The sequence below is a fragment of the Microvirga arvi genome (genome assembly GCF_016892765.1).
Taxonomy (GTDB): Bacteria; Pseudomonadota; Alphaproteobacteria; order Rhizobiales; family Beijerinckiaceae; genus Microvirga; species Microvirga arvi.
This window is the reverse complement of the sequence record NZ_JAFEMD010000010.1, coordinates 107,617-132,533: the sequence shown is the minus strand read 5'-3', so window position 1 is coordinate 132,533 and position 24,917 is coordinate 107,617. Positions and strand designations below refer to the sequence as shown.

Sequence of the window (24,917 nt, the reverse complement as noted above, 5' to 3'; positions counted from 1 at the left end):
CGGTGGCGACGACGACATCTGGTCGGGCCGTCTCCGCATCCAGCGCGACTTCTAATCAGCTCGTCTGATTGGACAGGGAAACCCCGGTGGCAACACCGGGGTTTTTCTTTTTTGCCGCCTTCCTAGCCACAGCCCGAAGGCACCTCGTCCCTGCTGGGAGAGCACAAGCCCTCGTGAGGTCCGAGAGGGTCTGCGGCTGTCTAAAGCATCGGACCCGAAAGTGGACTTGCGCTTTTGGGATTCATTCCGATGCACACTCTCTGAGCTGAAGCATCGTTCGGAGCGGACCCGGAGGTCCGCACGATGCGCTAGACTGAGGCCTCTGCCTCGACGATGAAGACGCGGATTATCTCGATGAGGTTGCCGTCGAGGGCAGGGGCGTGACCCTGACCGGGCACCGTCACGGCACTGAGACGTGGGTGGCGTGCCTGCATCGCTTGGATAGTCTCGGCTGAGAGCAGGTCGGAATGGCTGCCACGGATGACGAGAGCTGGAAAGGGCTTCAATCCCTCGAAGAGAGGCCATAGATCCGGCAACGGTGCCTCAAGATCGAGACCTTCAAGAGTTTTCATCAGGTTCGGATCGTAGTTGAGGAAAAGCCCTTTCTCCCCCTCGCGCCAGGTGCCCCGCGCCATGGCGTCCCATTGCCGGTCCGTGAATCCGCGAAACTGAGATCCGGAGAACTGGCGCAGGATCTGAACGCCCTCCTGCAAGCTGCGGGGCGTCGGCAGCTTGCCGACATAACCCTTGATGCGCATGAGGCCCCCGGCCTCAAGAACAGGGCCAACATCGTTGAGAACCGCACCGGCAATGAGCGTCGGACGGACCGCGCTCAGGGCCATGGTGATCAAGCCGCCCCGAGAGGTGCCGACGAAGACGGCCTTCTCAATACCGGCCGCCGTCAGAACCTGCAGGGTGTCGTTTAGCTCGACCTTGACGTCGTAGTTGCGCCAATCCTTGTCCCATTCGGAGCGCCCCCGCCCCCGGTAATCCAGAGACAGAACCCGGCGAGGGCGGATTTCGTCGTTGCTCAGGGCTTGGGCCAGCTCGTGAAAATCCTCGGACGAGCGGGCAAGGCCGGAAAGGCATACGACCGGCAGGGCGCCGCCCGTGTCGGGCCCGTAATCGCGCGCATAAAGGCGCAGACCATCGGCTGCGGATACGAAAAGATCGCGATAGGAACTGCTCATCTCAATCCAGTGTCAGAAAGGTTAGATGAGCAGCATAGTGCATCTGGAATTCATGGGATCCAAAGGCAGCGTCCGGTTTTCCATATGATGCGCAACTCGTCTTCAATGTGTGTTCCGGCGCTATGCAGGGATCGTCTCTTGAAAAAGGCGCTAGTTTGTCCCTGCCGCATCCGCAGTGGCCGGAGCCGCCGGTAGGTTTCTTTCGTTCAGGCGCTGCCGGTAGACCCTGAGGTTCTCGAGGACGCGCTGCACATAGTTGCGGGTCTCGTAAAAGGGGATGCGCTCGACCCAATCAACCTCGTCCACGTCCGGCTTGCGAGGGTCGCCGTAGGACCTGACCCACTTGATCACGTTGCCGCCGCCCGCGTTGTAGGACGCGAAGGCAAGGATGTGGGAGCCTTTCCAATCTTCCATCAGTTCGCCGAGATGGGCCGAGCCGATTTTCGCATTGTAAGAGGGATCCTCGATCAGGCGCTTCAAGTCGAACCCGACGCCGAAGCGCTTGGCCGTTCTCATGGCGGTGGCCGGCATGAGCTGCATGAGGCCGCGAGCCCCGGCACTCGAGATGGCGCGCGGGTTGAAGGCGCTTTCCTGCCGGGCGATGGCATAGACCATGGCGGGTTCCACCTCGTCGCCGACCGATACGAAATCGGGAATGGCAGCCAGCGGATAGGCGTGCTGATCGAGGGGGAAGCCCCGCTGCAGAGCGGTCTTGCCGATGACGAGAACGGCGCGGGGGTTCTGTTGCGATGTGGCAAGGCCGGCCAGGGCATCGAGCTGACCGGGATCACTCAGGGTCTGGGCGAGATCCGAATAAAGGCTGAGGGTCAGGTCCTGCTCCCCGATCTGCTGCAGCCATTGCAGGGCTTGGACGGGGACACGCGCATCGAAGGCCTTGCGCTCGTCCTCGGTCAGAGGGGCAACCTTCCTCAAGGCAATGGTTCGACCGAGCTTCGCCTGAGCCAGCTGCCCGTAATAGGTCGTCGGCTGGTCGGCGGCGCGCTCGTAGAAGAGCCTTGCATTCTGCGCCTCACCGGCGGCTTCCGCCGCGCGGCCCTGCCAATAAGCGATGCGGGAGATGGAGATGGGAGTCGAGGCCGTCTTGGCGACGGCGGCGAAATGCTGAACGGCCTTTGCCGGCTCGTTCAGAAAGCGCAGGGCGATCCAGCCCGCATGGAACTCCGCCTCGATCTGCTGCACCGGAGATTCGGCGGCATGATGGCTTGCGACATCATAAGCCGTCTTGGCGTCGCCTTTGTCGAGAAGCTCACGGGTGATCAGGCGTTGCTCGGCCCACCATTCGTCGCCGTCGACCCTGAGTTCGGGATCGCGCGGCGCCTGCATGATGATGCTGGCAGCCTCAGCCAGGTTGTTGCTGCGGCGCTGCAGCAGGGCGCGGGAAAACAGGTAAGAAGGGTCGTCTCGCAGGGAGGCTGGCACGGCGGCGAAAGCCTTCTGAGCCTTCTTCTTGCCCTGGAAGACCGCCATGCGGGCTTTCACGAGGAGCTCGTGGTCCCTGCCGGCGTAACCGGCCGCCCGCTGCGCTCCGCCCCAGTTCTCCTTCAGGAGAAGCCGTTCCATACGGAAGCGATGATCGGCCTGGGTCAGCACGCCGGGAAAGCGATCGAGGATGCGGCGCTCTATATCGGGACCGAAAGTGTCCTCGCGCCATGCATGGCGGATCGTGTCGTTCGCCTCCTGCTCGAGACCATCCGCCTTGAGAGCAAAGGCGAGGGCGATCCGCCCGGCGGCAGTTAGAGGAGGCTGCTTGGAGAAGAAGTAGCGGACCTGGGGCGGCGACCTGCGCTCGGCCAGCAATGTATCCTCGCTTCTGCGCCGGAGCTGGCTGGTCACGGGCCAGTCCGGATAATCCTTCTGGAAGGCCATGATGCGGTCGAAGCCGACAGGGGTGCCGCTGCGGATGGCAAACCATTCCGAAAGGGCATGGGCGGCTGGATGGGAAAGCTTCGTCTTGAGGATCTGAGCCTCGGTCAGATCGTTGTCCCGATAGGCCTTGAAGATCCCGGCTAAGTGTTCCAGGTCTCCCAGCACCGGACTGGCAGGCACGAAGCTCTCCAGGGTCGTGGCCTGGGAGGTGTCCGTTCGAGCCGGGGGGATTTCCGTGGCCTGGACCGCAAGTGTGGAGATTTGGACAAGCGCGACGGATGTCACAAGACGTATGAAAAGACGCATATTGAGGCTCACCCGCTAACCCCTTTGCTGCCGCCCATCTTTCGATTGTGACGACGTATCTCTTGAGGAAACACTAAGAGCCGAGCTAGGACAACTCCCCGAACGAACGTTTGCGCGCATGCGCCGCACCTCCTATGTGTTAAACCCTTGTGGCCCTTAGGACCCCGGCGCAATTTACCGAGGAACATCATGACTCAATTCAAAGGCTCCATCACGGCTCTGGTGACCCCCTTCAAGGACGGGGCCGTCGATGAGGCGGCGTTCCGGGCCTTCATCAACTGGCAGATTCAGGAGGGCACGAGCGGCCTCGTCCCGGTGGGAACGACCGGCGAGAGCCCGACGCTGAGCCACAAGGAACATGACAGGGTCGTCGAGATCTGCGTCGAGGAGGCGAAGGGCAGGGTGCCCGTCATCGCCGGCGCCGGCTCCAACAGCACGGCGGAGGCCGTCGCCTTCTCAAAGAATGCGGAAAAGGTCGGTGCCGATGCAGTGTTGATCGTGACGCCCTACTACAACAAGCCGACGCAGGAAGGCCTCTATCAGCATTTCAAGGCGATCAACGACGCCATCGGCATCCCGATCTTCATCTACAACATTCCCGGCCGCTCCGTGATCGACATGTCGGTGGAGACGATGGCGCGGCTCTTCGAGTTGAAGAACATCGCCGGCGTGAAGGACGCCACAGCCAACATGGCGCGGGTGAGCCTGCAGCGGCAGATGATGGGGCCGGATTTCATCCAGCTCTCCGGCGAGGATGCCACGGCTCTCGGCTTCATGGCCCATGGCGGCCATGGCTGCATTTCCGTGACCTCGAACGTGGCGCCCCGCCTCTGCGCGGAAATGCAGAATGCCTGCCTCAACGGTGACTACGCCTCGGCCCTGAAGGTGCAGGACCGGCTCATGCCCCTGCATACGAATCTCTTCATCGAGACCAATCCGACGCCGGTGAAGTACGCGGCATCACTGCTCGGTCTCATGGGGGATGATGTGCGCCTGCCGCTGGTGCCCGCTTCCGAGAATGCCAAGCAGGCCGTTCGCTCGGCCATGGTCCATGCGGGCCTGATCAACGCATAAAAACAGAGCTCATGGCAAAAGACCCGAAGAGTCCCAACCGAACCGTCGCCGATAACCGAAAGGCGCGGTTCAACTACGAGATCCTCGACACCTACGAGGCAGGGATCGCGCTCACCGGCACGGAAGTCAAATCCCTGCGTCAGGGAAAGGCGACCATCGGCGAGGCCTATGCGGGCCCGTCGGGTGAGGAGTTCTATCTCTTCAACGCCTATATCCCGGAGTACCTCCAGGCCAACCGCTTCAATCATGAAACCAAGCGGCCTCGGCGTCTTCTCCTGCACAAGCACCAGATCAACAAGCTGATCGGCGCCACGCAGCGGGAGGGGTTCACCGTGATCCCGCTCAAGATCTATTTCAACGATCGCGGGCGGGCGAAGGTGGAACTCGGCCTCGGACGGGGCAAGAAGCTCCACGACAAGCGCGAGACGGAGAAAGAGCGCTCCTGGAACCGGGAGAAGGCTCGCCTCATGCGCGAGAAGGGCTGACGCAACGGCATTGTGCGCTATGTCCTTATCTCCTGCTTGGGAGGAAGTCATGGCGTCCGTGGCTCTGGTTTCGGTTCTTGGTCCCGATCGGGTCGGGCTCGTCGCGGCCATCGCCGAGCACCTGTTCAACATCGGCGTGAACCTGAGGGACACGACCTTTGCGGCTCTCGGATCCGGTGCCGAGTTCGTGGCCCTGTGCGAGCTCCCTCCGGGTTTGGCGGCAGGCGAGGTCGAGGCCGGTCTCAAACAGCTTCCGGAACTCGAGGGCGCGGAGATCCGAGCCGTCCCCTATGCCTTCGATCCGAGTCCCGGTCCTGCGGGAAGCGTCACGCACCGCATCGCCATCAGCGGCGGCGACCAGCTCGGTCTCGTGGCGCGTCTGGCGGAGGTCTTCAAGCAATACGGGGCGAACATCGTGCGCCTCGAAGCGCGCAAGCTTCCCGACGCGGAAGGCGGGCTCTATGTGACGCGCTTCGCGGTCTCGATACCGGCTGAGCGGACGGATCTATGCCTGGCCACCGTCAGCAATACCGCCGGTGCGCTCGGCTTGAACTGCGAGGTCGAGGAGAGTTCGCTCTAATCCAAAAGGAAATGGCCGGGGCAGGCCCGGCCACGATGGTCCTCCGGCAGAATGCTGCAGTCTCAGACGTCGAGATCGTCGTCCTGCGGCTGGCGGATGCCGTAGCGGCTCTCGAGGGCGCCATTGCGCGGCGGCTGCTGGGTGCGCGAACGCTCGCCGCTCTCGCCCATGGGGCGCTGCGGGCGATCCGAGGGATCGCGGCCGATGCGGGAGGCCAACTGCGACAAGTCGAGGAACTCGTCAGCCTGACGGCGAAGCTCGTCGGCCACCATCGGCGGCTGCGTGGTGACGGTCGACACGACCGAAACCCGCACGCCCCGGCGCTGCATGGCCTCGACGAGGGAGCGGAAATCGCCGTCGCCGGAAAACAGGACCATGTGATCGATGTAGGGCGAGAGCTCCAGCGCATCGATGGCGAGCTCGATGTCCATATTGCCCTTGACCTTGCGGCGGCCGGCGGAATCGACAAATTCCTTGGTCGGCTTCGTCACCACCCGATAGCCATTGTAATCAAGCCAATCGATCAAGGGGCGGATGGAAGAATATTCCTGATCTTCTACAAGCGCCGTGTAGTAAAAGGCCCTCACGAGCGAGCCGCGACCCTGAAACTCCTTCAGGAGGCGCTTGTAATCGATATCGAAGCCGAGAGTTTTGGTAGTAGCGTATAGGTTGGCTCCATCAATGAAGAGCGCGATCCGCTGCTGGCCTGACATAAGTATTCTCTATTTGTATCTGCCGGAGCAGCATAACAACCTTCATTATTCAAGCGACATCTATTATTTACGCTGGCAATATAATTGCGCGATAAAAGTATGACGTGCCCAAGAACAGGCTGTTATTAACCCTTCGGACGAGTAAACCTGACAATGGAAAATACTTAATGGCGTGTAAATTCCAAGAGTCAAGTTGTCAGAACCAAGGCAGTCAACCCTTTGTGTGACAAATAAACAGCTATTTTGATTTCAGGCTTCGGCTGCCCGGTTTGATGGCCGGAAGGGCCGCCAGTTCGGGGGGGAGCTGGTCGGGAGGATAGGCGGGAATGTCGAGCTGCACGAGGGAAACCAAGGGCACGCCGAGGTCCGCTTTGCCGCCTGAGCGGTCGATGAGGCAGGCCGCTCCAAGGAGCGTTCCGGGATGCTCACGCAAGGCCGTCAGGCATTCCCGAGAGGAAAGCCCGGTCGTCACGATGTCTTCCACCATGACCACGCGAGCGCCCTCCGGAATCGTGAACCCGCGGCGCAGGACGAAAACCCCGTTCTCCCGCTCGACGAAGATCGCTTTGCAGCCCAGATGCCGGGCCGTCTCGTAGCCGGGAACGATGCCGCCGACAGCCGGGGAGACCACATAGTCGACAGACCCGAATGTCCCCTTGATCTTCTCCGCCAGCGCCTTGCAGACTCGCTCGGTCCGTGCCGGATCCTGGAACACGAACATCTTCTGCAGAAAGACCGGGCTGTGCAGACCCGACGAAAGGACGAAGTGCCCCTCCAGAAGCGCGCCTGCGGAGCGGAATTCATCGAGAACATCGTTCGGGGTCATGGGGCGTCTCCTGCTCAAGGGCTTTTGGCAGTCTGTCGAACGAGAGGCAAGGGAAAGCGAGAAGAAGGCCCTCTCACCGGGATCTCATGAGCGGCCGAAGAGGCCACCCTCATTTGATACCCCGGACAACCATCGCGGCAAATCCGCGAGCGACGGCAACTCGGCGAAGCGTGGATGGTCGGTGGGGAGTGGCGCATCCTCATGCGCCCAGACCAAGTGAAATGGAATGAGCGCCGCATAGCTGCCGGCTTCGAGGGCAGGCAGCACATCAGAGCGCACGGAATTGCCGGCCATCGCAGCGTGCTCAGGTCCCGTGCCATGGCGCGAGAAGATGCGGGCATAGGTCTCTGCCTTCTTCTCACTGACGATCTCGACGCCCGAGAAGAAACGGCCGAGGCCGGAGGCGGCGAGCTTCGATTCCTGATGGAACAGGTCGCCCTTGGTGATCAGCACGAGCCTGTATGCCGCCGAGAGCGCTTCGAGCGCCTCATGAACACCGGGCAGTGGCTCCACGGGATGGTTCATCAGCTCACGGCCCACGGCGAGGATCTCGCTGACGGCGTGGCTTGAGACACTACCGTTGCTCACCAGAAGGGCAGTCTCAAGCATCGAGAGCGTGAAGCCCTTCGCGCCATAGCCGTAGAGGCCGAGATTGCGCTTTTCCGTCGCCGTTATCTCCCCTTCGAGCCTTTCCGCATCGACGAAGTCCGAGAGCAGTTCGTTGAAGCGCTGGCGCGTCAGCTGGTAGAAGGTTTCGTTGTGCCAGAGCGTGTCGTCGGCATCGAGACCAAGAACGGTGACGGTCATCGGGGATTCCTGGGGTGCCTCTTCAGGGGCGCCGTTGCGCTGCCTGCACGAACGCGCTGAACAATCTGTTGCCGGGATTGTCCTGGGTCGCGAAGGCCTCCGGATGCCACTGGACGCCGATGGCGAAACGCTTGGCAGGAATCTCGACGGCCTCGATCACACCATCATCCGCCCTGGCGGCCACGACGGCTTGATCGGACACGGCAACGACGGCTTCCTGATGACGGCTGTTCACCTCGAGTCTTGCTGTGCCCAGGATGCGCGAAAGCACCGTACCCGGCACGATCTCGACGGAGTGCATGGCGGTCCGATCGTCATGGATGAGAATATGCGAGCCGGTTTTGCGCACCTCGTGCACCATGCGGCTGCCATGGAGGCAGGCGAGCATCTGCATGCCGTTGCAGATGCCGAGCACCGGCTTGTCGCGATCGAGGAACCCGCGCATGAGCGCCTGCTCGACCTCGAGCCGCTCCGAGGATGGATAGCGTGATTCATCGCCGGGGGCGTACCAGTCGCGAGGAAAGCGGATGCGCCCGCCGACGCTCACGAAGCCGTCGAACTCCTCGGTCACCAGATCGATCATCTCATCGACATACGGAATGCCGAAGGGAAGTCCTCCGGCGCGCTGGACGGCGACGAAATAAGCCTTCGTCGTCTCGTAGCGCGTGCCGTCGCCACTGGTGTTCTCGTCCATGATGACGGCGATGCGAGGTTTAGCTGACATGGGTTCTATCCGGTTACGCGGTCGACGCGACTCACCACGCGCTTGGCGCGCAGCTCGGCGATGATGGCATTGAGATGCTTCAAATCCCAGACCGTCAGGTCGATGGTCATATCGGTGAAGTCCTGCGTGCGCCGCTTCATGGAGACGTTGTCGATGTTGCCGTCGTGATCGGCGATCACCTGGGTGATCTGGGCCAGCGATCCGGGCTCGTTGATCGACTGCAGCTTGATGCGCGCCGGGAATCGCTGGGTGGAGTCGGATTCCAGGTCCCACCGCACGTCGATCCAGCGGTCGGGCTCATTGTCGAAGGCTGCGAGCGACGATGACTGGATCGGGTAGATCGTCACACCCTCGCCGGGGGTCAGAATGCCGACGATGCGGTCGCCCGGCACGGCCCCGCCTTCGGGGGCGAAGTGGATCGGCATGTCCGTGTTGAGGCCGCGGATCGGGATGCCGCTCGAATGCTCGCCCGCGCTTTTCTTGGTCGCGCCGTCGGGTTGCCCACCGCCCTTGCCGTCGCTGCCGGAGCGCCTCTCCTCGAGATAGTCGGGATAGACGGCCCGCACCACGTCGCCTGAGAACATCTCGCCACGGCCGACCGCCGCCAGAACATCCTCGGCGGAGGCTCGAGCCAGCCGGGGAAGGGCGCCCTTGAGCTTCTCGTCGGAGAAGGGCCGGCCGGCACGCTCGAAAGCACGCTCCAGGATCTGGTGGCCGAGGCCGGTATATTGGCGGCGCACGGCCGCCCGTGTGGCGCGGCGGATCGAGGCGCGCGCCTTGCCGGTGACCACGAGGGACTCCCAGGCCGCCGGCGGCGTCTGGCCCTCGGCGCGCACGATCTCGACCTCGTCACCGTTCTGCAGCTCGGTGAGAAGCGGCGCCATGCGGCCGTTGATCTTGCAGCCGACCGCCGTGTTGCCGACGTCGGTGTGCACCGCATAGGCGAAGTCGATCGGCGTCGCGCCGCGGGGCAGGGCAATCAGGCGGCCCTTGGGCGTGAAGCAGAAGACCTGGTCGTGGAAGAGTTCGAGCTTCGTGTGCTCGAGGAACTCCTCCGGATTGTCGCCCTCGGCCAGGAGGTCGATGGTGCGCCGCAGCCACTGATAGGCCCGGCTTTCCTTGGCGAGGCGGGAATTGTCGTTGACGCCCTCCTTGTAGAGGGCATGCGCCGCAATGCCGAATTCCGCCACCTCGTCCATGTCCCCGGTGCGGATCTGGAGTTCCACGCGCTGGCTGCCGGGGCCGATCACCGTGGTGTGGATCGAGCGGTAGTCGTTCTGCTTCGGGGTCGAGATGTAGTCCTTGTACCGCCCCGGCACCATGGGCCAGCTGGTATGGACGATGCCGAGCGCCCGGTAGCATTCGTCGATGGTGTTGACGATGATCCGGAAGGCGAAAATGTCGGACAATTGCTCGAAGGAGACGGATTTCCGCTCCATCTTGCGCCAGATGGAATAGGGCCGCTTCTGGCGGCCCGTGACCTCGGCTTCGATCCCCTGCGCGCGCAGCTTGGTGGTCAGCGTGCGTTCGATCTCGTCGACGAGCTTCTCGCTCTTGGTGGAGAGCTCGTGCAGATGGCGCTTGATGGCCTCATAGGCCTCCGGATCGAGGTTCTGGAAGGACAGCTCCTCCAGCTCCTCGCGCATCTCCTGGATACCCATGCGGCCGGCCAGCGGCGCATAGATGTCGAGGGTCTCCTCGGCGATGCGCTTGCGCTTCTCCGGCGGCATGAACTGGAGCGTGCGCATGTTGTGCAGGCGGTCGGCGAGCTTGACCAGGAGGACGCGCACGTCGTCGGCAACCGCCAGAAGCAGCTTGCGGAAGTTTTCCCCTTGAGCCGCCCGCTTGGAGACGAGGTCGAGCCGCTTGATCTTCGTCAGGCCGTCGACGAGGGCACCGATCTGCGGACCGAACGTCCTGTTGATCTCCTCGAGCGTCGCCTGGGTGTCCTCTACCGTATCGTGAAGGACAGCCGCCGCGATGGTGGCGTCGTCGAGCTTGAGGTCGGTCAGGATGGCGGCCACCTCGAGAGGGTGGCCGAAGAACAGGTCGCCGGATGCGCGCTTCTGGGTGCCATGGGCCATCATGGCATACACGTAAGCACGGTTGAGAAGCGCCTCGTCGGTGGAGGGGTTGTAGCGCTTGACCCGCTCGACGAGTTCGTACTGGCGCATCATGCGGCCGGAATCTCCTTTGGCCCGATCTATTTTGCTGAAGTCACGAAGGTATTGAAGATATTGTACAACGTCTTCCGATCGCAAGCTGAATAGCTTGCCGCAGGGCAGGCATGCAGGTCGTGGTTAAGCCGCGGCCAACAAAAAAGCCCGGCCGAGAGCCGGGCTTTTGAAAAAGGGTTATTGGCCGCTTATTCGCGGTCGTCGTCGTCCGCGCTGCTGCTCGGGGGCACGAGGCCCTCGAGGCCCCGGAGCAGGTCGTCCTCGCTCATGCGGTCGAACTGCACGTCTGCGTCGTTGTCGCTGCCCGTGGAGGGAGCAGCGGCGGTGTTGCTGAGCATCGGAACGGCTTCGGCCTCCGGCTCATCCACCTCGACATACTTCTGCATGGAGTGGATGAGCTGCTCCTTCAGGTCGTCCGGAGCGATGGTCTCGTCCGCGATCTCACGAAGCGCCACGACCGGGTTCTTGTCGCGGTCGCGGTCGATGGTGAGGGGCGAGCCCGACGAAATGAGGCGGGCCCGGTGGCTGGCCAGCAGCACGAGCTCAAACCGGTTGTCGACCTTGTCGATGCAGTCTTCGACGGTCACGCGAGCCATGCGGGGCTCCTTCTTCAGGTTCAAGGAATATCGGAAGGGGGACCGGATACACCGGTTGTCTCAAGAAAACAAGAGGATGCGTCCTGTGGCAGGAGCTTGGCCCCAAGCCGGCGGTCACGTGTGAGGGCGCACGGCGGAGGTAATCCGGGCTGGGTAGTGTTTCCTAAGGTTAAGCCTGAGAGGATTGATCTTGAGAACCTTGAGTTCCGTTCTGAGAAGTCTCGGTCATGTCCTGACGATGTCCTGAGCCAGCTGAGCCTGCAGAGGCCTCCGGTCAACCGGCAGATGCTGCGGGGGTGGCGGCGCCTTATCTGATCACAGGTCAAGTGCGAAGCGGAACGCTCTCCGCCTTGACTCCTTGCCTTCCGGGTGCGAGTCCCGCGCGGATTCGTTGAACTGAGGGTTCCATTCCTGATGACGCGCGCATTCATTTTCCCCGGCCAGGGAAGCCAGACGGTCGGGATGGGCAAGGCCCTTGCCGATGCCTTTCCGCAGGCTAAGGCCGTTTTCGACGAGGTGGATGAGGCTCTCTCCCAGAAGCTCTCCACCCTCATGTGGGAGGGGCCGGCGGAGGACCTGACCCTCACGGCCAATACCCAGCCAGCCCTGATGGCGGTCAGCCTGGCGGCGATCCGCGTCCTGGAGGCCGAGGCCGGTCTTGATCTCAAGAAGCATGCTGCCTACGTGGCTGGCCACTCGCTCGGCGAGTATTCGGCGCTTGCCGCTGCCGGCAGCCTATCCATCTCCGATACGGCCCGGCTTCTGAGGATCCGCGGGAACGCCATGCAGAATGCCGTTCCCTTGGGGCAGGGCGCCATGGCGGCGCTTCTGGGCCTCGAATATGACGCGGCCCTCGAAGTCGCCCGCGAGGCAGCTCAGGGCGAGGTCTGCGATGCAGCCAACGACAACGGCGGGGCCCAGGTCGTGGTGTCCGGTCACAAGGCCGCGGTCGAGCGGGCGGTGGCCTTGGCTCAGACCAAGGGCGCCAAGCGCGCCGTCATGCTGGCTGTGTCCGCCCCCTTCCATTGCGCCCTCATGCAGCCGGCGGCTGACGCCATGCGAGAAGCTCTGGACAGCGTGAAGGTGAGCGCCCCGGTCGTTCCGGTCGTGGCGAATGTGGAGGCAGCCCCCATCACCGATCCGGCCGCGATCCGTGATGCCCTTGTCCGCCAGGTCACCGGCACCGTGCGCTGGCGCGAGAGCGTGGCTTACATGGCGGCTCAGGGCGTTGATTCATTCTATGAGGTCGGCTCGGGCAAGGTGCTGACCGGCCTTGTGAAACGCATCGCGGCAGGGGCTTCGGCCGCTGCCATCGGTGGGCCTGAGGATATTGCCGCCTTCAAGGCGTCCCTGAACGGATAAGAGGAGCCCTGCATGTTCGATCTCACCGGCCGCAAGGCTCTCGTCACCGGCGCCACGGGCGGCATCGGCGGCGCCATCGCCCGCGCCCTCCACGCCCAGGGCGCGACCGTGACCCTCTCCGGAACCCGCCGCGCTGCCCTCGACGAGCTCGCCTCGTCGCTGGGCGAGCGGGTCCATGTGGTCGAGGCCAACCTCTCTGACAAGGATTCGGTCGAGGCTCTCGTCCCGGCGGCCGAGGCGGCCATGGAGGGGCTCGACATCCTGGTCAACAATGCCGGCGTGACCAAGGACAACCTGTTCATGCGCATGAAGGACGAGGAGTGGGATACGGTGATCGCCGTGAATCTCACCGCCTCCTTCCGCCTGTCGCGGGCGGCGGTGAAGGGGATGATGCGTCGCCGCTACGGCCGGATCGTCAATATCGGTTCCGTGGTGGGCTCCACCGGCAATCCCGGGCAGGGCAACTACGCCGCCTCAAAGGCCGGGCTCATCGGCATGACCAAGGCGCTCGCCGCCGAGGTGGCGAGCCGCAACATCACGGTGAACTGCGTCGCTCCGGGCTTCATCGAGTCGCCCATGACCGACGTCCTCAACGACAAGCAGCGTGAGGGCATCCTGGGCACGATCCCCATGGGACGTCTGGGTCAGGGCGACGAAATCGCCTCTTCCGTCGTCTATCTTGCGTCCGCCGAGGCCGCCTACGTCACGGGCCAGACCCTGCACGTGAATGGCGGAATGGCCATGTTCTAAAGGAACTTATGGCCGTTTCCGGAATCTGTTTGCAGGTGCCGTTCACCCCTCGCCAGACGGGATAAGCTTGTGTTAAGCATGGTTTCGATCAGGTCAAAGGGGTTGACCGGCGCTAAAAAATGCGGCTTTGCACGGCGCAGGGTAGCCGTTTCAGCGTTGTCAGCTGAACAGCTGATCTAATTTGATTTCTTTAATCCGCCCAATCCTGAGGCGGCAGCCACTGAGGAAAAAACGATGAGTGACGTCGCTGATCGCGTGAAGAAGATTGTTGTCGAGCACCTCGGCGTCGAAGCCGACAAGGTGACCGACAATGCCAACTTCATCGACGACCTGGGCGCCGACAGCCTGGATACGGTCGAGCTGGTGATGGCGTTCGAGGAAGAGTTCAACGTCGAGATCCCGGACGACGCGGCTGAGACCATTGTTACGGTCGGTGACGCCATCCGCTTCCTCGAGAAGAACGCAGCCTAAAGAGCTGGCCGGGCGTCGGGTGACTCATCCGACGCCCGAATTTTATCAATCGATAGGGCAGGAATTCATGCGCCGGGTAGTTGTCACAGGTCTTGGCATGGTCACTCCGCTGGGCAGCGGGGTCGATGCCACATGGTCGCGCCTCGTCGAGGGGCAGAGCGGCGCCGGCAAGATCACGGATTTCCAGGTCGACGACCTGGCCTGCCAGATTGCCTGCCAGATCCCGCGCGGCGACGGCTCCAGCGGCACCTTCAATGCCGATGAGTGGATGGAGCCGAAGGAGCAGCGCAAGGTCGACCCCTTCATCGTCTATGCCATGGCGGCTTCCACGATGGCGCTGCGCGATTCCGGCTGGGAGCCCACATCCTATGAGGACCAGTGCGCCACCGGCGTGCTGATCGGCTCCGGCATCGGCGGCATCGGCGGCATCTACGAGGCTTCCGCCACTCTCATCGAGCGTGGTCCGCGCCGGATCTCGCCCTTCTTCATCCCCGGCCGCCTCATCAATCTGGCCGGCGGCTACGTGTCCATCGAGCACGGCCTGAAGGGTCCCAACCATGCGGTGGTGACGGCCTGCTCCACCGGCTCCCATGCCATCGGCGACGCCGCGCGCCTCATCGCGCTGGGCGATGCGGACGTCATGGTGGCCGGCGGTGCGGAATCGCCCATCAACCGGCTCTCGATCGCTGGCTTCGCCGCCTGCCGGGCCCTGTCGACCAATTACAACGACGACCCGACCCGCGCCTCGCGCCCCTATGACAAGGACCGCGACGGCTTCGTCATGGGCGAGGGTGCCGGAATCGTGGTTCTCGAGGAATACGAGCACGCCAAGGCCCGCGGCGCCAAGATCTATGCCGAGGTCATCGGCTATGGCCTTTCGGGCGACGCCTACCACATCACCTCGCCGTCCGAGGATGGCGACGGCGCCTATCGCTGCATGGCCGCAGCCCTGAAGCGTGCCGGCATTCCGGTCTCCGAGATCGACTACGTCAATGCTCACGGCACCTCGACGCCTCTCGGCGACGAACTGGAGCTGAAGGCTGTCGAGCGGATCATGGGTAATGCCGCCGGCAAGCTGTCCATGTCCTCCACCAAGTCGGCCATCGGCCACCTTCTCGGCGCCGCCGGCGCCGTCGAGGCGATCTTCTCGATCCTGGCCATCCGCGACGGCATCATTCCGCCGACCATCAACCTCGACAATCCGTCGGTGGAGACGGCTATCGATCTCGTGCCGAAGCAGGCCAAACGCAAGGACGTCGACGTAGCCTTGTCGAATTCCTTCGGATTCGGCGGAACTAACGCTTCGCTCATTCTTCGTCGCGTATCATAGCGCATCGTACGGAAAGGTGGGGCCCGGTTTTCCGCTTCAACGATGCGCCACTAAGGAGATTGAGCATCAGATCAATCCCAAAAGTGGACTCCACTTTTGAGTCCGATGCGAGAAAGGCGGGGCCGTTACGGCTTTTCGCCATAATCCCTGCTAGGGTGTCGGCGGACCGGCAGGACCGCCGGCCGGTACCAGAAAAGCGGCGTAATGTTCGGACGCAAGAAAAAGATCCTCCTGTCTCCCGTTGACGATTCCGACAATCAGGGATCGTCGCAGCCCCGTCTGGCGCCCCGGTCCCCGAGCGAGGCTATCAAGCCCTCTATGGCTCCGCCGCCGCCGCCCAGGCTCCGTCGCCGCCGCAGAGGCATGCTGTCTCTCCTCAGCGGCCTGCTGACCCTGCTGGTCGCTTTTGCGATCGCCGGTATCTTCGGCTTCTCCATGCTGCAGCAGGAGGTGACGTCCAAAGGGCCCCTGCAGAGCGACAAGGTCGTGGTGATCCCCCGCAACACCGGCACCGGCGAGATCGCCCAGATCCTCAAGCAGGAGGGCGTCATCGAGCAGCCTCTTCTGTTCCAGGCCTATGCCTACATGAACCGCCAGCGCGGGCAGCTCAAAGCCGGCGAGTTCCAGTTCAAGGCCGGCACCAGCGTCGACGAGGCCATCGACACGCTCATCCAGGGCAAGGCCATCCTGCACACGGTCACGGTTCCCGAAGGGCTGACCAGCGAGCAGATCGTGGCCCGTCTCTACGAGCACGAGATCCTCACCGGAGATGTGACGGAGACCCCGCGTGAGGGCTCGCTCCTGCCGGACACCTACAAGTTCGAGCGCGGCACGACACGCCAGCAGATCATCAGCACCATGCAGACGGCCCAGCGTCAGGCGGTCGAGCAGATCTGGCAGCGCCGCTCCCCTGAACTGCCGATCAAGTCGCCGCAGGAGCTCGTCATCATGGCCTCCATCGTGGAGAAGGAGACGGGCCGCGCCGATGAGCGCACACGCGTCGCCGGCGTGTTCATCAATCGCCTCATGAAGCGGATGAAGCTCCAGTCCGATCCCACCATCGTCTACGGGCTCGTGGGCGGGAAGGGCACCCTGGGCCGCGGCATCATGCGGAGCGAGATCGAGGCGGCGACGCCCTACAACACCTATGTGGTGGAAGGCCTGCCTCCCGGCCCCATCGCCAATCCCGGCCGGGCCGCGCTCGAGGCGGTCGCCAATCCGTCCCGGACCAAGGATCTCTACTTCGTGGCCGATGGCTCAGGTGGTCACGCCTTCGCCGAAACCTATGAGCAGCATCAGCGCAACGTGACCCGCTGGCGGCAGGTGGAAAAGAGCCGTCCGACACCCGACGCCACCGAGGTGGACCGGGTGGTGCCCGATGCAGACCAGACCAGCCTGCCTCCTGGGGCCGCTCCTGAACTCCGCGGCACCGCGAATGCACTGCCGGTTGTGGGAGGCCGCCCGACCGGCCGACAGGGGCGCGGCTTCGATGCCAGCGAGGGCACCAACAAGGATCCGCTCAAGAACAAGACGTTCGACTTGAGCAACCCAAAGAACGTGCCGGTCTTGCGCCAGCCGTGACGGCTGACGCAATTCAAATCCATGCAATCGACTCTTGGATCGGCGCGCATTATGGTCGCGCCGATTTTTCATTCCGTTCGAGGTTTCACGCATGTCCATTGCGAGCATGACCGGCTTTGCCCGTGAGGCCGGCGTCACCGGCGCCTATCAATGGGCCTGGGAACTCAAGACCGTGAACGGCCGCGGGCTCGAAGTGCGCGTTCGGACGCCCTCCGGTCTCGATGCCCTGGGCGAGGAGGCGCGGGGGCAGATTCTCAAAGCGCTCACCCGCGGGCAGGGACAGCTCAACCTCTCCTTAAGCAAGGGGGCATCCGCTCCGACGCTGCGCGTCAACCAGGATGTTCTGCGATCGCTCCTCTCAGCCATCGGCGGTCTGTCTCTTCCGGAGAACGTGAAGCCGGCTTCCCTGGACGGGCTCCTGTCAGTGCGTGGGGTGGTCGAGCTGGATGACGACGCAGCCGATCCGGCGCAGGACGAAGCACTGATGGCGGCCCTGAGGGCTGGCGTGGGCGCGCTGATCGAATCCATCACAGCGGCCCGGCTGAAGGAGGGGCAGGCGCTCGCAGCCGTCCTCGGGCAGCAACTCGATCAGATTGCGCGTCTTGTCGACGAGGCCGAGGCCGCACCCGCCCGGCAGCCGGAAGCCATCCGCATCCGGCTGGAAGCGCAGATCGCCGAGCTTATGGACGGCAAGAATGCGCTCGACCCGGCACGCCTGCACCAGGAGGCCGTGCTGATCGCAGCCCGTGCGGACATTCGCGAGGAACTCGACCGTCTGCATGCCCATGTGGATGCGGCTCGCGGGCTGGTCCTGGAAGGTGGAGCGGTCGGCCGGCGGCTCGATTTCCTGGCGCAGGAATTCGGGCGAGAGGCGAACACCCTGTGCGCGAAAGCCAATGATGTGTCCCTGTCGCGGATCGGCCTTGAATTGAAGGCCGTGATCGAGCAATTCCGCGAGCAGGTTCAGAATGTGGAGTGATGCGGTGAGCCAAGATCCGAAGCTTGTGGTTGGCCGTCGCGGCCTCATCCTCATCCTGTCGTCACCCTCCGGCGCCGGCAAAACGACGCTCACCCGCAGCCTTGTGGAAGAGCGGGCGGGCGTGCTTTCGGTCTCCGTCACCACGCGCCCCAAGCGCCCGTCGGAGATCGAAGGCCGCCATTATCACTTCATCGACGTGGACGAGTTCAAGGCGATGCGCGACCGCGATGAGCTGCTGGAATGGGCGGAGGTGCACGGCAATTTCTACGGCACGCCGCGCAAGCCCGTGGAAAAGACGCTGGCGTCCGGTCAGGACATGGTCTTCGACATCGACTATCAGGGGACCCGCCAGGTGCGGCAGAAGCTGCCCGACGACGTGGTCACCGTGTTCGTTCTGCCGCCGAGCTTCAAGGAGCTGAAGGCACGCCTGGAACGGCGGGCGGAGGACGCACCGGAGGTGATCGCCAAGCGGCTCGCCAATGCCCGCGTCGAGATGGAGCGCTGGGTCGAATACGACTACGTGATCGTCAACGAGGATCTCGACCGCTCCTTCCAGAGCCTCAAGGCCATCCAGGCAGCGGAGCGCCTCAAGCGCGACCGTCTCGTCGGTCTCTCGGACTTCGTTGAAGGGCTGCTTGCGGAGAAGATTGACTAGTCTCTGTGATCCACCTCTATCCTCCATCCATCACCGGAACTGGTGCGCCCAATCGCCAGGTTGGGGGTATGATGGTCCGGGGCTGCGGGCAGATTTGCAGGCCATTTGATGGTAGTCTGCAAGTGACGTAGACAACGACATTGGGTTCCATAGTCCCGCCATGGCTGACGAGGCAGATACCGCTCAGGTTGTCATTCGGCCGCCGATTGCATGGGGACTTGCCGTGATGGCTGGACTGGCGCTGGACTGGCTCGCCCCCTTGCCGTTCCTGCCGGCCGACCTGTCTGCTGGCTGGCTTGGCGCGATGGTCTTCATCTTCGCACTGGCGCTGTTCGCCTGGGCTATCATGACCATGACCAGGGCCGGTTCGAACGTCCCTACCAACCGACCGACCACCACCATCGTCGAAAGCGGGCCGTACCGTTTCACGCGCAACCCCATCTATCTCGGTATGTTCCTGGGTCTGATCGGTTTGGCGATTATATTCGACAATCTCTGGCTGCTGATGACGCTGGCACCCTTCGCGCTCGTCATTCGCTATGGCGTCGTAGCTCGCGAGGAAGCCTATCTCGATCGCAAGTTCGGCAATGAGTACCGCGGCTACCGCTCGCGCGTCCGGCGCTGGCTCTAGCACCATCCGATGGATCAGCCCCTGCCAGCCTATAGCGTGGTACTGCACGTATGATCAGCCCAACAGCTTCGAGCCAAGCTCTCAGAGACTTGGTCTCAGATGAGTGCCAATCCATTACGGCGCTCGTGGCGGGCGATGGCATGGCCGATCAGGATCTCCATCAGATCGCTTTGCGGCAGGCCGCCAGCCTCCCATAGCTTCGGATACATGCTGATTGCCGTAAAGCCGGGCAGGGTGTTCACCTCGTTCACGAAGAGGCTGTGCTCGTTCTTTGGATCGACGAAGAAGTCGACGCGCGCCAAGCCCTCGCAGCTCAAGGTGCGGAAGGTTTCGATGGCGAGGTCCTGGATGCGGCGGGCGAGGTCGGCAGGGAGCTCGGCCGGGATGCGCAGGAGGGCGCCGTCGGCGTCGATATATTTGGCGTCATAGCTGTAGAAGCCGTGGCTGCCGGCGGGCACGATCTCGCCGAGCGGAGAGGCCTTGATCTTGCCTGCGGCATCCTCCAGCACGGAGCATTCGATCTCCCGCGCTCCCGTGACGCTGCGCTCGACCAGCACCTTGCTGTCGTAACGGAAAGCGCGCTCGCAGGCTTTGTCGAATTCATCCGGCGATGAAGCGCGGGACACACCGACCGATGAGCCCATATTGGCGGGCTTGACGAAGAGATCGCTCGTGCCGAGCGCATCCATCGCTGCCCGGTAGTCGACGCGGGTGCGCGGCGTCAGGGTCAGGAAGGGGACGACAGGCAGGCCGTTGTCGCGCAACAGCCGCTTGGCCACGTCCTTGTCCATGCCGGCGGCCGAGCCCATCACGCCGGAGCCCACATAAGGAATATTGGCGAGCTCAAGAAATCCCTGGACCGTTCCGTCCTCGCCGTTCGGACCGTGCAGCACGGGCACGACGGCGTCGAGGCGAAGCGTGGTTGAACCTGCATTGTCACTGAGGACGATCATCTCGCCGCCACCCCCAGGCAGGAGGGCCACCTGAGGTGCTCCCTCAGGGATCTCCAGGGATGTCGCGCCCCGTCCGCCGCCACTGCCGCTGTCGCAGAGAAGCCAGCGTCCATCGCGGCCTATTCCAATGGGGATGATGTCGTAGCGGTCCGGATCGAGGGCGCGCAGGACGTTGGCCGCCGACAGCTTCGAGACTTCGTGTTCCGCAGAACGTCCTCCGAACAGAAGCCCGATCGTCTTGCGCGGCTGCGTCATGCCCGCTCCTCCTCTTGCAGCCGCAAGGCCGCTCCCATGAAAACGATGATGGCCAGGGGCGGTTAAGGTCTCATGAAAACCCTGTCCCTGTGCCGGTCCAGCGACCTCATATAGGCGAAGGCGGCAGCGAGGCGAGCGAAGGTGACGGTTTTACCCCCTCGCGCCGCGTACGGCATCAAGAGCATTGGCGAGCGCTACATACCCCTCAACCGGGATGTTCTCGGCCCGGATCGTCTCCTCGAGCCCAGCTGCCTGGATGATCGCGGCAGGATCCGGGTCAAGGGCTTTCAGGCTCTGGCGCAGCATCTTGCGTCGCTGTCCGAAGGCTGCCCGCGTGACCGCCTCCAGCGCCGCCAGGCGGCACGGCAGAGGGCTGGTCCGTGGGGTCAGGTGAACGACGCTGGACGTGATCTTCGGCGGCGGAACGAAGGCTGAAGGGGGCACGTCGAAGAGAATGCGCGACTCCGTCCGCCAGCCGCAGAGGACACCGAGGCGTCCATAGTTCTTCGGGTCGCTCTCGTCGGCTACGATGCGCTCGGCGACCTCGCGCTGGAACATGAGGGTGAGCGAGGTCCACCAGGGCGGCCAAGCCTCGCCGGTGAGCCAACTGGTGAGGAGGGCCGTGCCGACATTATACGGCAGGTTGGCGATGATCCGGACGAGCCCGTCGCCGATCATGGGGCGCGGGTCGAATTGCAGGGCATCGGCCTCGATGACGTCCAGCCGACCGGGATAGTGGTCTGCAATCTCGGCGAGCGCCGGCATGCAGCGGGTGTCGCGCTCGATGGCAATGACCTTCTTCGCACCGGCTGCAAGAATGGCTCGGGTGAGGCCGCCGGGTCCGGGGCCGACCTCGATGATGGTGGCCTCCTCCAGATTTCCGGCGGAGCGGGCGATGCGGCTGGTGAGGTTGAGATCGAAGAGGAAGTTCTGGCCCAGGGACTTCCTGGCCATCAGGCCATGGGTGCGAACCACCTCGCGCAGAGGAGGGAGATCATCGATCCGGCTCATGAGCGTGCCAGACGAGCCGCAAGTTTCAGAGCAGCCATGAGGCTGTCGGGGCGGGCGATGCCTTGACCTGCAATGTCGAAGGCGGTGCCGTGATCCGGCGACGTCCGCACGAAGGGCAGCCCGAGTGTCACATTGACCGCTTCGTCGAAGGCGATGGTCTTGATCGGGATGAGGGCTTGATCGTGATACATGGCGAGCGCCGCATCGTAGCGGCTGCGGGCGCGGGCGTGGAACATGGTATCCGCCGGCAGAGGGCCTTCTACCGCGATGCCCTCCTGACGCAGGATCTCGGCTGCCGGGACGATGACGCTGCCGTCCTCCGTGCCCATGGCGCCGTTCTCGCCGGCATGGGGGTTGAGGCCCGCAAGGGCGAGCCTCGGATGTGCGATCCCGAAGCGTTCCTTCAGTTCTTTGGCCACGATCCGCCCGGTCAGCACGATCAGGTCCGTGGTCAGGATGGAGGGCACGTCCGAGAGGGGAATATGGACGGTGACAGGCACGACGGCCAATTGCTCGCTCCAGAGCATCATCACGGGATGATAGCTCCCGCCGCTGCCTCTGGAGGCAAGATCCGCCAGGAATTCCGTATGGCCCGGGTGCCGGAAGCCGGCCGCGTAGAGCACGTGCTTGGCGATGGGGCTGGTCACGACGGCCGAAGCTGCGCCTGCTCGCACCAGCCGCACCGCCGTCTCGATGGACTCGATCACCGACGGGGCCGAGGCTGCATCGGGATGACCCGGTTGCGCCGAGACCGATGCCTCCAAAGCAATCACGGGGAGGGCGTGTGGGAAGGTTGCAACAACTTCCTCTGGCCGGACCACCGTGATCGGGATGGTCCAGCCGTAGCCCTGCGCAACATGCGCGAGGAACTTGGGATCACTCACGATCGCGAAAGGTGGCAAAGCCCGTTCATCGCGCTCGATCCAGGCCTTTAGACCGAGTTCCGGTCCGATCCCGGCGGGGTCACCCTGCGTAAGCAGGAGAAGGTGCTGGCTCAAGCCTGACACAGGAACCCTTCGCGATCAGTCATCGCTGCTGGAGCCACCGAGCTTTTGGGTGTAGCCCACCTCACCGAGGGAGCGGAGCTCGAGGCTGAAGGCAATGGTGTGGTTCTGCCCCCTCTCGCCCGAACTCAACGTGACGTCCCGTGGGGTGATGCTGTAGCTCACCGCAAAGGTCGTGCATTCGTCGACGTAGCCGAGACCCAGCGACATGCCAGCGACATAGCCGACGTTTTCACGGTCATAAACAGCCGTTGCCGGGTTGGCATTGAAGGCTACGCGGTATGTCTCGCGTGCCACGAGGTAGCGGTCGAGATCGAGGAGAACCGAGCCCGAGACGTACCAGTTCGGCGTGATGTCCCACCGGGCCGAGCCGAGCAGGCCCTCACGGCGGGTTGGGAAGCCGATGGCAGGCTGGGCCGCGTAGCGGGCGTAGGTCAGCGACGTCGAGACCGGCAGGTAAGGGTTGAAGTTCGCCCGGATGCCGGCTTCGAACCGGTTCAGGCTGAAGTCCTCCTGATCGATCCGTGCACGGCTCACGAAGGCAAAGTTGGCGTTCGGCGAGACCTGGAAGCGGCCGACATAATCCGAGGCGCGGGAATCGAGGCCCGAGTCCAGGCCCACATTGGCCAGATCCCCTTGTCGGAACGAATTGCGCCCCGCGATCTGGTACGACTGCCCGAACAGCACATTGGCATAGAAGTTGTCAGCGCCTGTGACGGTGTACTGCACGCCGAGATTGGCGCGCACGCCGCCCTCGGCCCGGTCATAGCCGGAGAACTTGTCCCAGTCGAAGAGCGACGTGTCGTCGAAAACGAGGCTCTGCGCATCTTCATTGGGAAGGCTGCCGATCCGGGTCTCGTTAGGGCGGGCGATGATCTGGGCGATCGGCTCGAGGATCTGCTGGCCCGACGTGCCGAGGCTCGCGATGAAGGGATAGCGGTATTCAAGACCGATCGCAGGAGTGCCGCGGAAGATATAATCGTCATCCGCATCGATGAAGTTGGACAGCTGCGGATTCTGGAAGCCCTTCATATCGGGATCGACCCAGAAGCTATCCGCTCGCAGATAGGCGAACGGGGTCCAGACCTGACCGGCCGCGTCGATGAACTCGCGGCGCCACGAGGCGGTCACGGAGGCCCGGGATGTCGAGCCGCTGATGCCGCGAACAAGGCAGGCGGACGGATCGAAGACGATGCAGGTCCGCGCGACCCCGAAAAAGGTCGTGTTGGACTGGGAGAGAGGATCGAACTGTGCTGCCTCGCGGGAGAGGCTGGTTACGTTCACATCAAGCGCGAACTCGCCGCCGATCGTCGGAGGCGTGAAGCGCTTGTTGTAATCAATCACCGGAGCCACGACCGGCTGCTGCTTCTGCCAGTCGTATGTGGACAGGGTCTGGAAGTAGTAGCCCCGCGCGTCGAAGAAGGAGCGATCCCCCTGGCCCTGGAGATAGAGGGTCGAGATCGATTCCTTGACGTAATAGCTGCTCAGGCTCTCGCTGCGGATCCGGTAGTTGGTCAGGAACCACTTGTCCGACACCAGAGCGATGTCCCAGCCCCAGCGCCAATTGTTGTTGATGTAGAAATTGCCGGCCGTCTCGAGAGAGCCACGGAAATCCCGATTTCCCGCTCCGAGGGGAGGAGGCAGAAAGGCCTCGGGTTCCAATTGGTTGATCCCGGCGGCACGGATATTGTAGGTGCCCGTCTCCAACCGGTGGCGCCACTCCACCTGTCCGAGCAGGCCCTGCCGGCTCAGGACGGTCGGGGTGATCGTCAGGTCGTAATTCGGAGCGATGGCCCAGAAGAACGGGATCGAGCCGCCATATCCCAGCGCACTCGAATAGACATAGCGTGGGGACAGGAAGCCGGTCTTGCGCTTGACCGTGGGATCGGGGGTCCAGAAGTAGGGCAGGTAGGCGACCGGTATGCCGAAGAGCTCAAGGGAGGCGTCCTCGTAGTAGATCGTCTGCTCGCTGTTGTTGTGGATAATCTTTGCCGCCTTCACCTGCCAGAGCGGGGGGCGTTCCGGATTGTCCTTGCAGGGCTCGCAGGCGGTATAGGTGCCGCGCTCGAAGACCGTGGTCTCGCCCTCGGCGCGCTCCGCACGCGGGGCGGTGAAACGGGTCGTAAGCGGGCGGCCCTGTTCCACCGTGGTCTGGACCACCCTCAGAGAATCGATGAAGCCGTTCTTGAAGTCGTCGGTGAGCTCGAAGCGATCACCGGTTGCAACCGTGCCGTTGGCGTCCGTCAGGCGGGCATTGCCCTCCGCAAAGACGCGGCCGGTGTTCCGGTCATAGGTGACCCGGTCGGCCTGAAGCGTCCGGCCCTGGTAGTTCATCTGAACGTCGCCGGCGGCGGCAATCGTGTTCCGGTCGTTGTCGTAGACGATTTCCTTGGCATCGACGAGGAGGCGATCCTCCCCCGATCCCGATTGGGCACGGGCGCCGATGGCCTCGTTGAGGGTGGCTTGGGCAAGCGCAGACGTCGACCCAGCGGCGTAGACCAAAGCCGCTGCGACCGCAGACATTGCGATCGTTGTCTTAAGCCGCCGCATCCCCACTCCTTCGCAATACT

At 63.4% G+C, this 24,917-nt stretch carries 23 protein-coding genes; 11 read left to right on the top strand and 12 right to left on the bottom strand.

Annotation, left to right across the window (positions count from 1 at the left end; all coding sequences use genetic code 11):
* Window positions 1-308: 308 nt before the first annotated feature.
* The gene (locus ILT44_RS08720; protein WP_204239191.1) at window positions 309-1,190 is read right to left on the bottom strand and encodes an alpha/beta fold hydrolase; all 882 of its coding nucleotides are present in this window, start codon (window positions 1,188-1,190) and stop codon (window positions 309-311) included.
* Window positions 1,191-1,340: 150 nt separating this feature from the next.
* On the bottom strand, window positions 1,341-3,383 hold the full coding sequence (locus tag ILT44_RS08715; protein ID WP_204239190.1) for a lytic transglycosylase domain-containing protein: 2,043 nt from the start codon (window positions 3,381-3,383) through the stop codon (window positions 1,341-1,343).
* 189 nt (window positions 3,384-3,572) lie between these two features.
* Here ILT44_RS08715 and dapA point away from each other — a divergent pair, with 189 nt between their 5' ends.
* The 3 genes from dapA to ILT44_RS08700 are packed head-to-tail and all read left to right on the top strand — an operon-like array spanning window position 3,573 to window position 5,522.
* Window positions 3,573-4,457 carry a 4-hydroxy-tetrahydrodipicolinate synthase gene (gene dapA, locus ILT44_RS08710; protein WP_204239189.1) on the top strand — a complete coding sequence of 295 codons (885 nt, stop codon included), beginning with the start codon at window positions 3,573-3,575 and terminating at the stop codon, window positions 4,455-4,457.
* An 11-nt stretch (window positions 4,458-4,468) separates the two neighbouring features.
* Complete coding sequence (gene smpB / locus ILT44_RS08705; RefSeq protein WP_204239188.1) at window positions 4,469-4,942, top strand: SsrA-binding protein SmpB; 474 nt, start codon at window positions 4,469-4,471, stop codon at window positions 4,940-4,942.
* 49 nt (window positions 4,943-4,991) lie between these two features.
* Window positions 4,992-5,522 carry a glycine cleavage system transcriptional repressor gene (locus ILT44_RS08700; protein ID WP_204239187.1) on the top strand — a complete coding sequence of 177 codons (531 nt, stop codon included), beginning with the start codon at window positions 4,992-4,994 and terminating at the stop codon, window positions 5,520-5,522.
* A gap of 62 nt (window positions 5,523-5,584) precedes the next feature.
* On the opposite strand, the gene ILT44_RS08695 is transcribed toward ILT44_RS08700, so the two are convergent.
* The 6 genes from ILT44_RS08695 to rpoZ all read right to left on the bottom strand — a co-directional run bounded on the left by ILT44_RS08695 (window position 5,585) and on the right by rpoZ (window position 11,365).
* The gene (locus ILT44_RS08695; RefSeq protein ID WP_204239186.1) at window positions 5,585-6,235 is read right to left on the bottom strand and encodes a LabA-like NYN domain-containing protein; all 651 of its coding nucleotides are present in this window, start codon (window positions 6,233-6,235) and stop codon (window positions 5,585-5,587) included.
* A gap of 238 nt (window positions 6,236-6,473) precedes the next feature.
* Window positions 6,474-7,061 carry an orotate phosphoribosyltransferase gene (gene pyrE / locus ILT44_RS08690; RefSeq protein ID WP_204239185.1) on the bottom strand — a complete coding sequence of 196 codons (588 nt, stop codon included), beginning with the start codon at window positions 7,059-7,061 and terminating at the stop codon, window positions 6,474-6,476.
* 84 nt (window positions 7,062-7,145) lie between these two features.
* Window positions 7,146-7,868 carry an HAD family hydrolase gene (locus ILT44_RS08685; protein WP_204239184.1) on the bottom strand — a complete coding sequence of 241 codons (723 nt, stop codon included), beginning with the start codon at window positions 7,866-7,868 and terminating at the stop codon, window positions 7,146-7,148.
* Between the two features lie 22 nt (window positions 7,869-7,890).
* Window positions 7,891-8,592 carry a gamma-glutamyl-gamma-aminobutyrate hydrolase family protein gene (locus ILT44_RS08680; RefSeq protein WP_204239183.1) on the bottom strand — a complete coding sequence of 234 codons (702 nt, stop codon included), beginning with the start codon at window positions 8,590-8,592 and terminating at the stop codon, window positions 7,891-7,893.
* A 5-nt stretch (window positions 8,593-8,597) separates the two neighbouring features.
* The gene (locus tag ILT44_RS08675) at window positions 8,598-10,769 is read right to left on the bottom strand and encodes a RelA/SpoT family protein (RefSeq protein ID WP_204239182.1); all 2,172 of its coding nucleotides are present in this window, start codon (window positions 10,767-10,769) and stop codon (window positions 8,598-8,600) included.
* Window positions 10,770-10,957: 188 nt separating this feature from the next.
* On the bottom strand, window positions 10,958-11,365 hold the full coding sequence (gene rpoZ, locus ILT44_RS08670; RefSeq protein ID WP_190847473.1) for a DNA-directed RNA polymerase subunit omega: 408 nt from the start codon (window positions 11,363-11,365) through the stop codon (window positions 10,958-10,960).
* Window positions 11,366-11,779: 414 nt separating this feature from the next.
* Between rpoZ and fabD the strand changes: the two genes are divergently transcribed.
* The 8 genes from fabD to ILT44_RS08630 all read left to right on the top strand — a co-directional run bounded on the left by fabD (window position 11,780) and on the right by ILT44_RS08630 (window position 19,124).
* Window positions 11,780-12,727, top strand: coding sequence for an ACP S-malonyltransferase (fabD, locus tag ILT44_RS08665; RefSeq protein WP_204239181.1), 948 nt, complete (start codon window positions 11,780-11,782; stop codon window positions 12,725-12,727).
* A gap of 12 nt (window positions 12,728-12,739) precedes the next feature.
* Window positions 12,740-13,477, top strand: coding sequence for a 3-oxoacyl-[acyl-carrier-protein] reductase (gene fabG, locus ILT44_RS08660; protein WP_204239180.1), 738 nt, complete (start codon window positions 12,740-12,742; stop codon window positions 13,475-13,477).
* Between the two features lie 234 nt (window positions 13,478-13,711).
* Window positions 13,712-13,948, top strand: coding sequence for an acyl carrier protein (locus ILT44_RS08655; RefSeq protein ID WP_009764365.1), 237 nt, complete (start codon window positions 13,712-13,714; stop codon window positions 13,946-13,948).
* Between the two features lie 67 nt (window positions 13,949-14,015).
* Window positions 14,016-15,278 carry a beta-ketoacyl-ACP synthase II gene (gene fabF, locus ILT44_RS08650; protein ID WP_204239179.1) on the top strand — a complete coding sequence of 421 codons (1,263 nt, stop codon included), beginning with the start codon at window positions 14,016-14,018 and terminating at the stop codon, window positions 15,276-15,278.
* Between the two features lie 204 nt (window positions 15,279-15,482).
* Window positions 15,483-16,859 (top strand): endolytic transglycosylase MltG, encoded by a 1,377-nt coding sequence (gene mltG, locus ILT44_RS08645; protein ID WP_239468008.1) that lies wholly within the window; start codon window positions 15,483-15,485, stop codon window positions 16,857-16,859.
* 91 nt (window positions 16,860-16,950) lie between these two features.
* A complete protein-coding gene (locus tag ILT44_RS08640; protein WP_204239177.1) occupies window positions 16,951-17,838 on the top strand; it encodes a YicC/YloC family endoribonuclease in 888 nt (295 codons plus the stop codon).
* Complete coding sequence (gene gmk, locus ILT44_RS08635) at window positions 17,828-18,493, top strand: guanylate kinase (RefSeq protein WP_204239176.1); 666 nt, start codon at window positions 17,828-17,830, stop codon at window positions 18,491-18,493. Before ILT44_RS08640 ends, gmk begins: the two co-directional genes overlap by 11 nt.
* A 160-nt stretch (window positions 18,494-18,653) precedes the next feature.
* On the top strand, window positions 18,654-19,124 hold the full coding sequence (locus ILT44_RS08630; protein ID WP_204239175.1) for a methyltransferase family protein: 471 nt from the start codon (window positions 18,654-18,656) through the stop codon (window positions 19,122-19,124).
* A gap of 95 nt (window positions 19,125-19,219) precedes the next feature.
* Here the strand turns inward: ILT44_RS08630 and ILT44_RS08625 are convergent, their stop codons facing one another.
* The 4 genes from ILT44_RS08625 to ILT44_RS08610 all read right to left on the bottom strand — a co-directional run bounded on the left by ILT44_RS08625 (window position 19,220) and on the right by ILT44_RS08610 (window position 24,897).
* Window positions 19,220-20,332: a D-alanine--D-alanine ligase family protein gene (locus tag ILT44_RS08625; protein WP_204239174.1), complete on the bottom strand. Its 1,113-nt coding sequence runs from the start codon at window positions 20,330-20,332 to the stop codon at window positions 19,220-19,222.
* 150 nt (window positions 20,333-20,482) lie between these two features.
* Window positions 20,483-21,343 carry a 16S rRNA (adenine(1518)-N(6)/adenine(1519)-N(6))-dimethyltransferase RsmA gene (gene rsmA, locus ILT44_RS08620; RefSeq protein WP_204239173.1) on the bottom strand — a complete coding sequence of 287 codons (861 nt, stop codon included), beginning with the start codon at window positions 21,341-21,343 and terminating at the stop codon, window positions 20,483-20,485.
* Complete coding sequence (gene pdxA, locus ILT44_RS08615) at window positions 21,340-22,350, bottom strand: 4-hydroxythreonine-4-phosphate dehydrogenase PdxA (protein ID WP_204239172.1); 1,011 nt, start codon at window positions 22,348-22,350, stop codon at window positions 21,340-21,342. Before pdxA ends, rsmA begins: the two co-directional genes overlap by 4 nt.
* Before the next feature lie 15 nt (window positions 22,351-22,365).
* Window positions 22,366-24,897: an LPS-assembly protein LptD gene (locus ILT44_RS08610; RefSeq protein ID WP_204239171.1), complete on the bottom strand. Its 2,532-nt coding sequence runs from the start codon at window positions 24,895-24,897 to the stop codon at window positions 22,366-22,368.
* Between the last annotated feature and the right edge of the window lie 20 nt (window positions 24,898-24,917).

What these genes read in the sequence shown, in the direction of transcription:
- ILT44_RS08720 (WP_204239191.1), bottom strand. Translation starts at nt 1,190, where the DNA reads ATGAGCAGTTCCTATCGCGATCTTTTCGTATCCGCAGCCGATGGTCTG.
- ILT44_RS08715 (WP_204239190.1), bottom strand. Translation starts at nt 3,383, where the DNA reads ATGCGTCTTTTCATACGTCTTGTGACATCCGTCGCGCTTGTCCAAATC.
- dapA (WP_204239189.1), top strand. Translation starts at nt 3,573, where the DNA reads ATGACTCAATTCAAAGGCTCCATCACGGCTCTGGTGACCCCCTTCAAG.
- smpB (WP_204239188.1), top strand. Translation starts at nt 4,469, where the DNA reads ATGGCAAAAGACCCGAAGAGTCCCAACCGAACCGTCGCCGATAACCGA.
- ILT44_RS08700 (WP_204239187.1), top strand. Translation starts at nt 4,992, where the DNA reads ATGGCGTCCGTGGCTCTGGTTTCGGTTCTTGGTCCCGATCGGGTCGGG.
- ILT44_RS08695 (WP_204239186.1), bottom strand. Translation starts at nt 6,235, where the DNA reads ATGTCAGGCCAGCAGCGGATCGCGCTCTTCATTGATGGAGCCAACCTA.
- pyrE (WP_204239185.1), bottom strand. Translation starts at nt 7,061, where the DNA reads ATGACCCCGAACGATGTTCTCGATGAATTCCGCTCCGCAGGCGCGCTT.
- ILT44_RS08685 (WP_204239184.1), bottom strand. Translation starts at nt 7,868, where the DNA reads ATGACCGTCACCGTTCTTGGTCTCGATGCCGACGACACGCTCTGGCAC.
- ILT44_RS08680 (WP_204239183.1), bottom strand. Translation starts at nt 8,592, where the DNA reads ATGTCAGCTAAACCTCGCATCGCCGTCATCATGGACGAGAACACCAGT.
- ILT44_RS08675 (WP_204239182.1), bottom strand. Translation starts at nt 10,769, where the DNA reads ATGATGCGCCAGTACGAACTCGTCGAGCGGGTCAAGCGCTACAACCCC.
- rpoZ (WP_190847473.1), bottom strand. Translation starts at nt 11,365, where the DNA reads ATGGCTCGCGTGACCGTCGAAGACTGCATCGACAAGGTCGACAACCGG.
- fabD (WP_204239181.1), top strand. Translation starts at nt 11,780, where the DNA reads ATGACGCGCGCATTCATTTTCCCCGGCCAGGGAAGCCAGACGGTCGGG.
- fabG (WP_204239180.1), top strand. Translation starts at nt 12,740, where the DNA reads ATGTTCGATCTCACCGGCCGCAAGGCTCTCGTCACCGGCGCCACGGGC.
- ILT44_RS08655 (WP_009764365.1), top strand. Translation starts at nt 13,712, where the DNA reads ATGAGTGACGTCGCTGATCGCGTGAAGAAGATTGTTGTCGAGCACCTC.
- fabF (WP_204239179.1), top strand. Translation starts at nt 14,016, where the DNA reads ATGCGCCGGGTAGTTGTCACAGGTCTTGGCATGGTCACTCCGCTGGGC.
- mltG (WP_239468008.1), top strand. Translation starts at nt 15,483, where the DNA reads ATGTTCGGACGCAAGAAAAAGATCCTCCTGTCTCCCGTTGACGATTCC.
- ILT44_RS08640 (WP_204239177.1), top strand. Translation starts at nt 16,951, where the DNA reads ATGTCCATTGCGAGCATGACCGGCTTTGCCCGTGAGGCCGGCGTCACC.
- gmk (WP_204239176.1), top strand. Translation starts at nt 17,828, where the DNA reads ATGTGGAGTGATGCGGTGAGCCAAGATCCGAAGCTTGTGGTTGGCCGT.
- ILT44_RS08630 (WP_204239175.1), top strand. Translation starts at nt 18,654, where the DNA reads ATGGCTGACGAGGCAGATACCGCTCAGGTTGTCATTCGGCCGCCGATT.
- ILT44_RS08625 (WP_204239174.1), bottom strand. Translation starts at nt 20,332, where the DNA reads ATGACGCAGCCGCGCAAGACGATCGGGCTTCTGTTCGGAGGACGTTCT.
- rsmA (WP_204239173.1), bottom strand. Translation starts at nt 21,343, where the DNA reads ATGAGCCGGATCGATGATCTCCCTCCTCTGCGCGAGGTGGTTCGCACC.
- ILT44_RS08610 (WP_204239171.1), bottom strand. Translation starts at nt 24,897, where the DNA reads ATGCGGCGGCTTAAGACAACGATCGCAATGTCTGCGGTCGCAGCGGCT.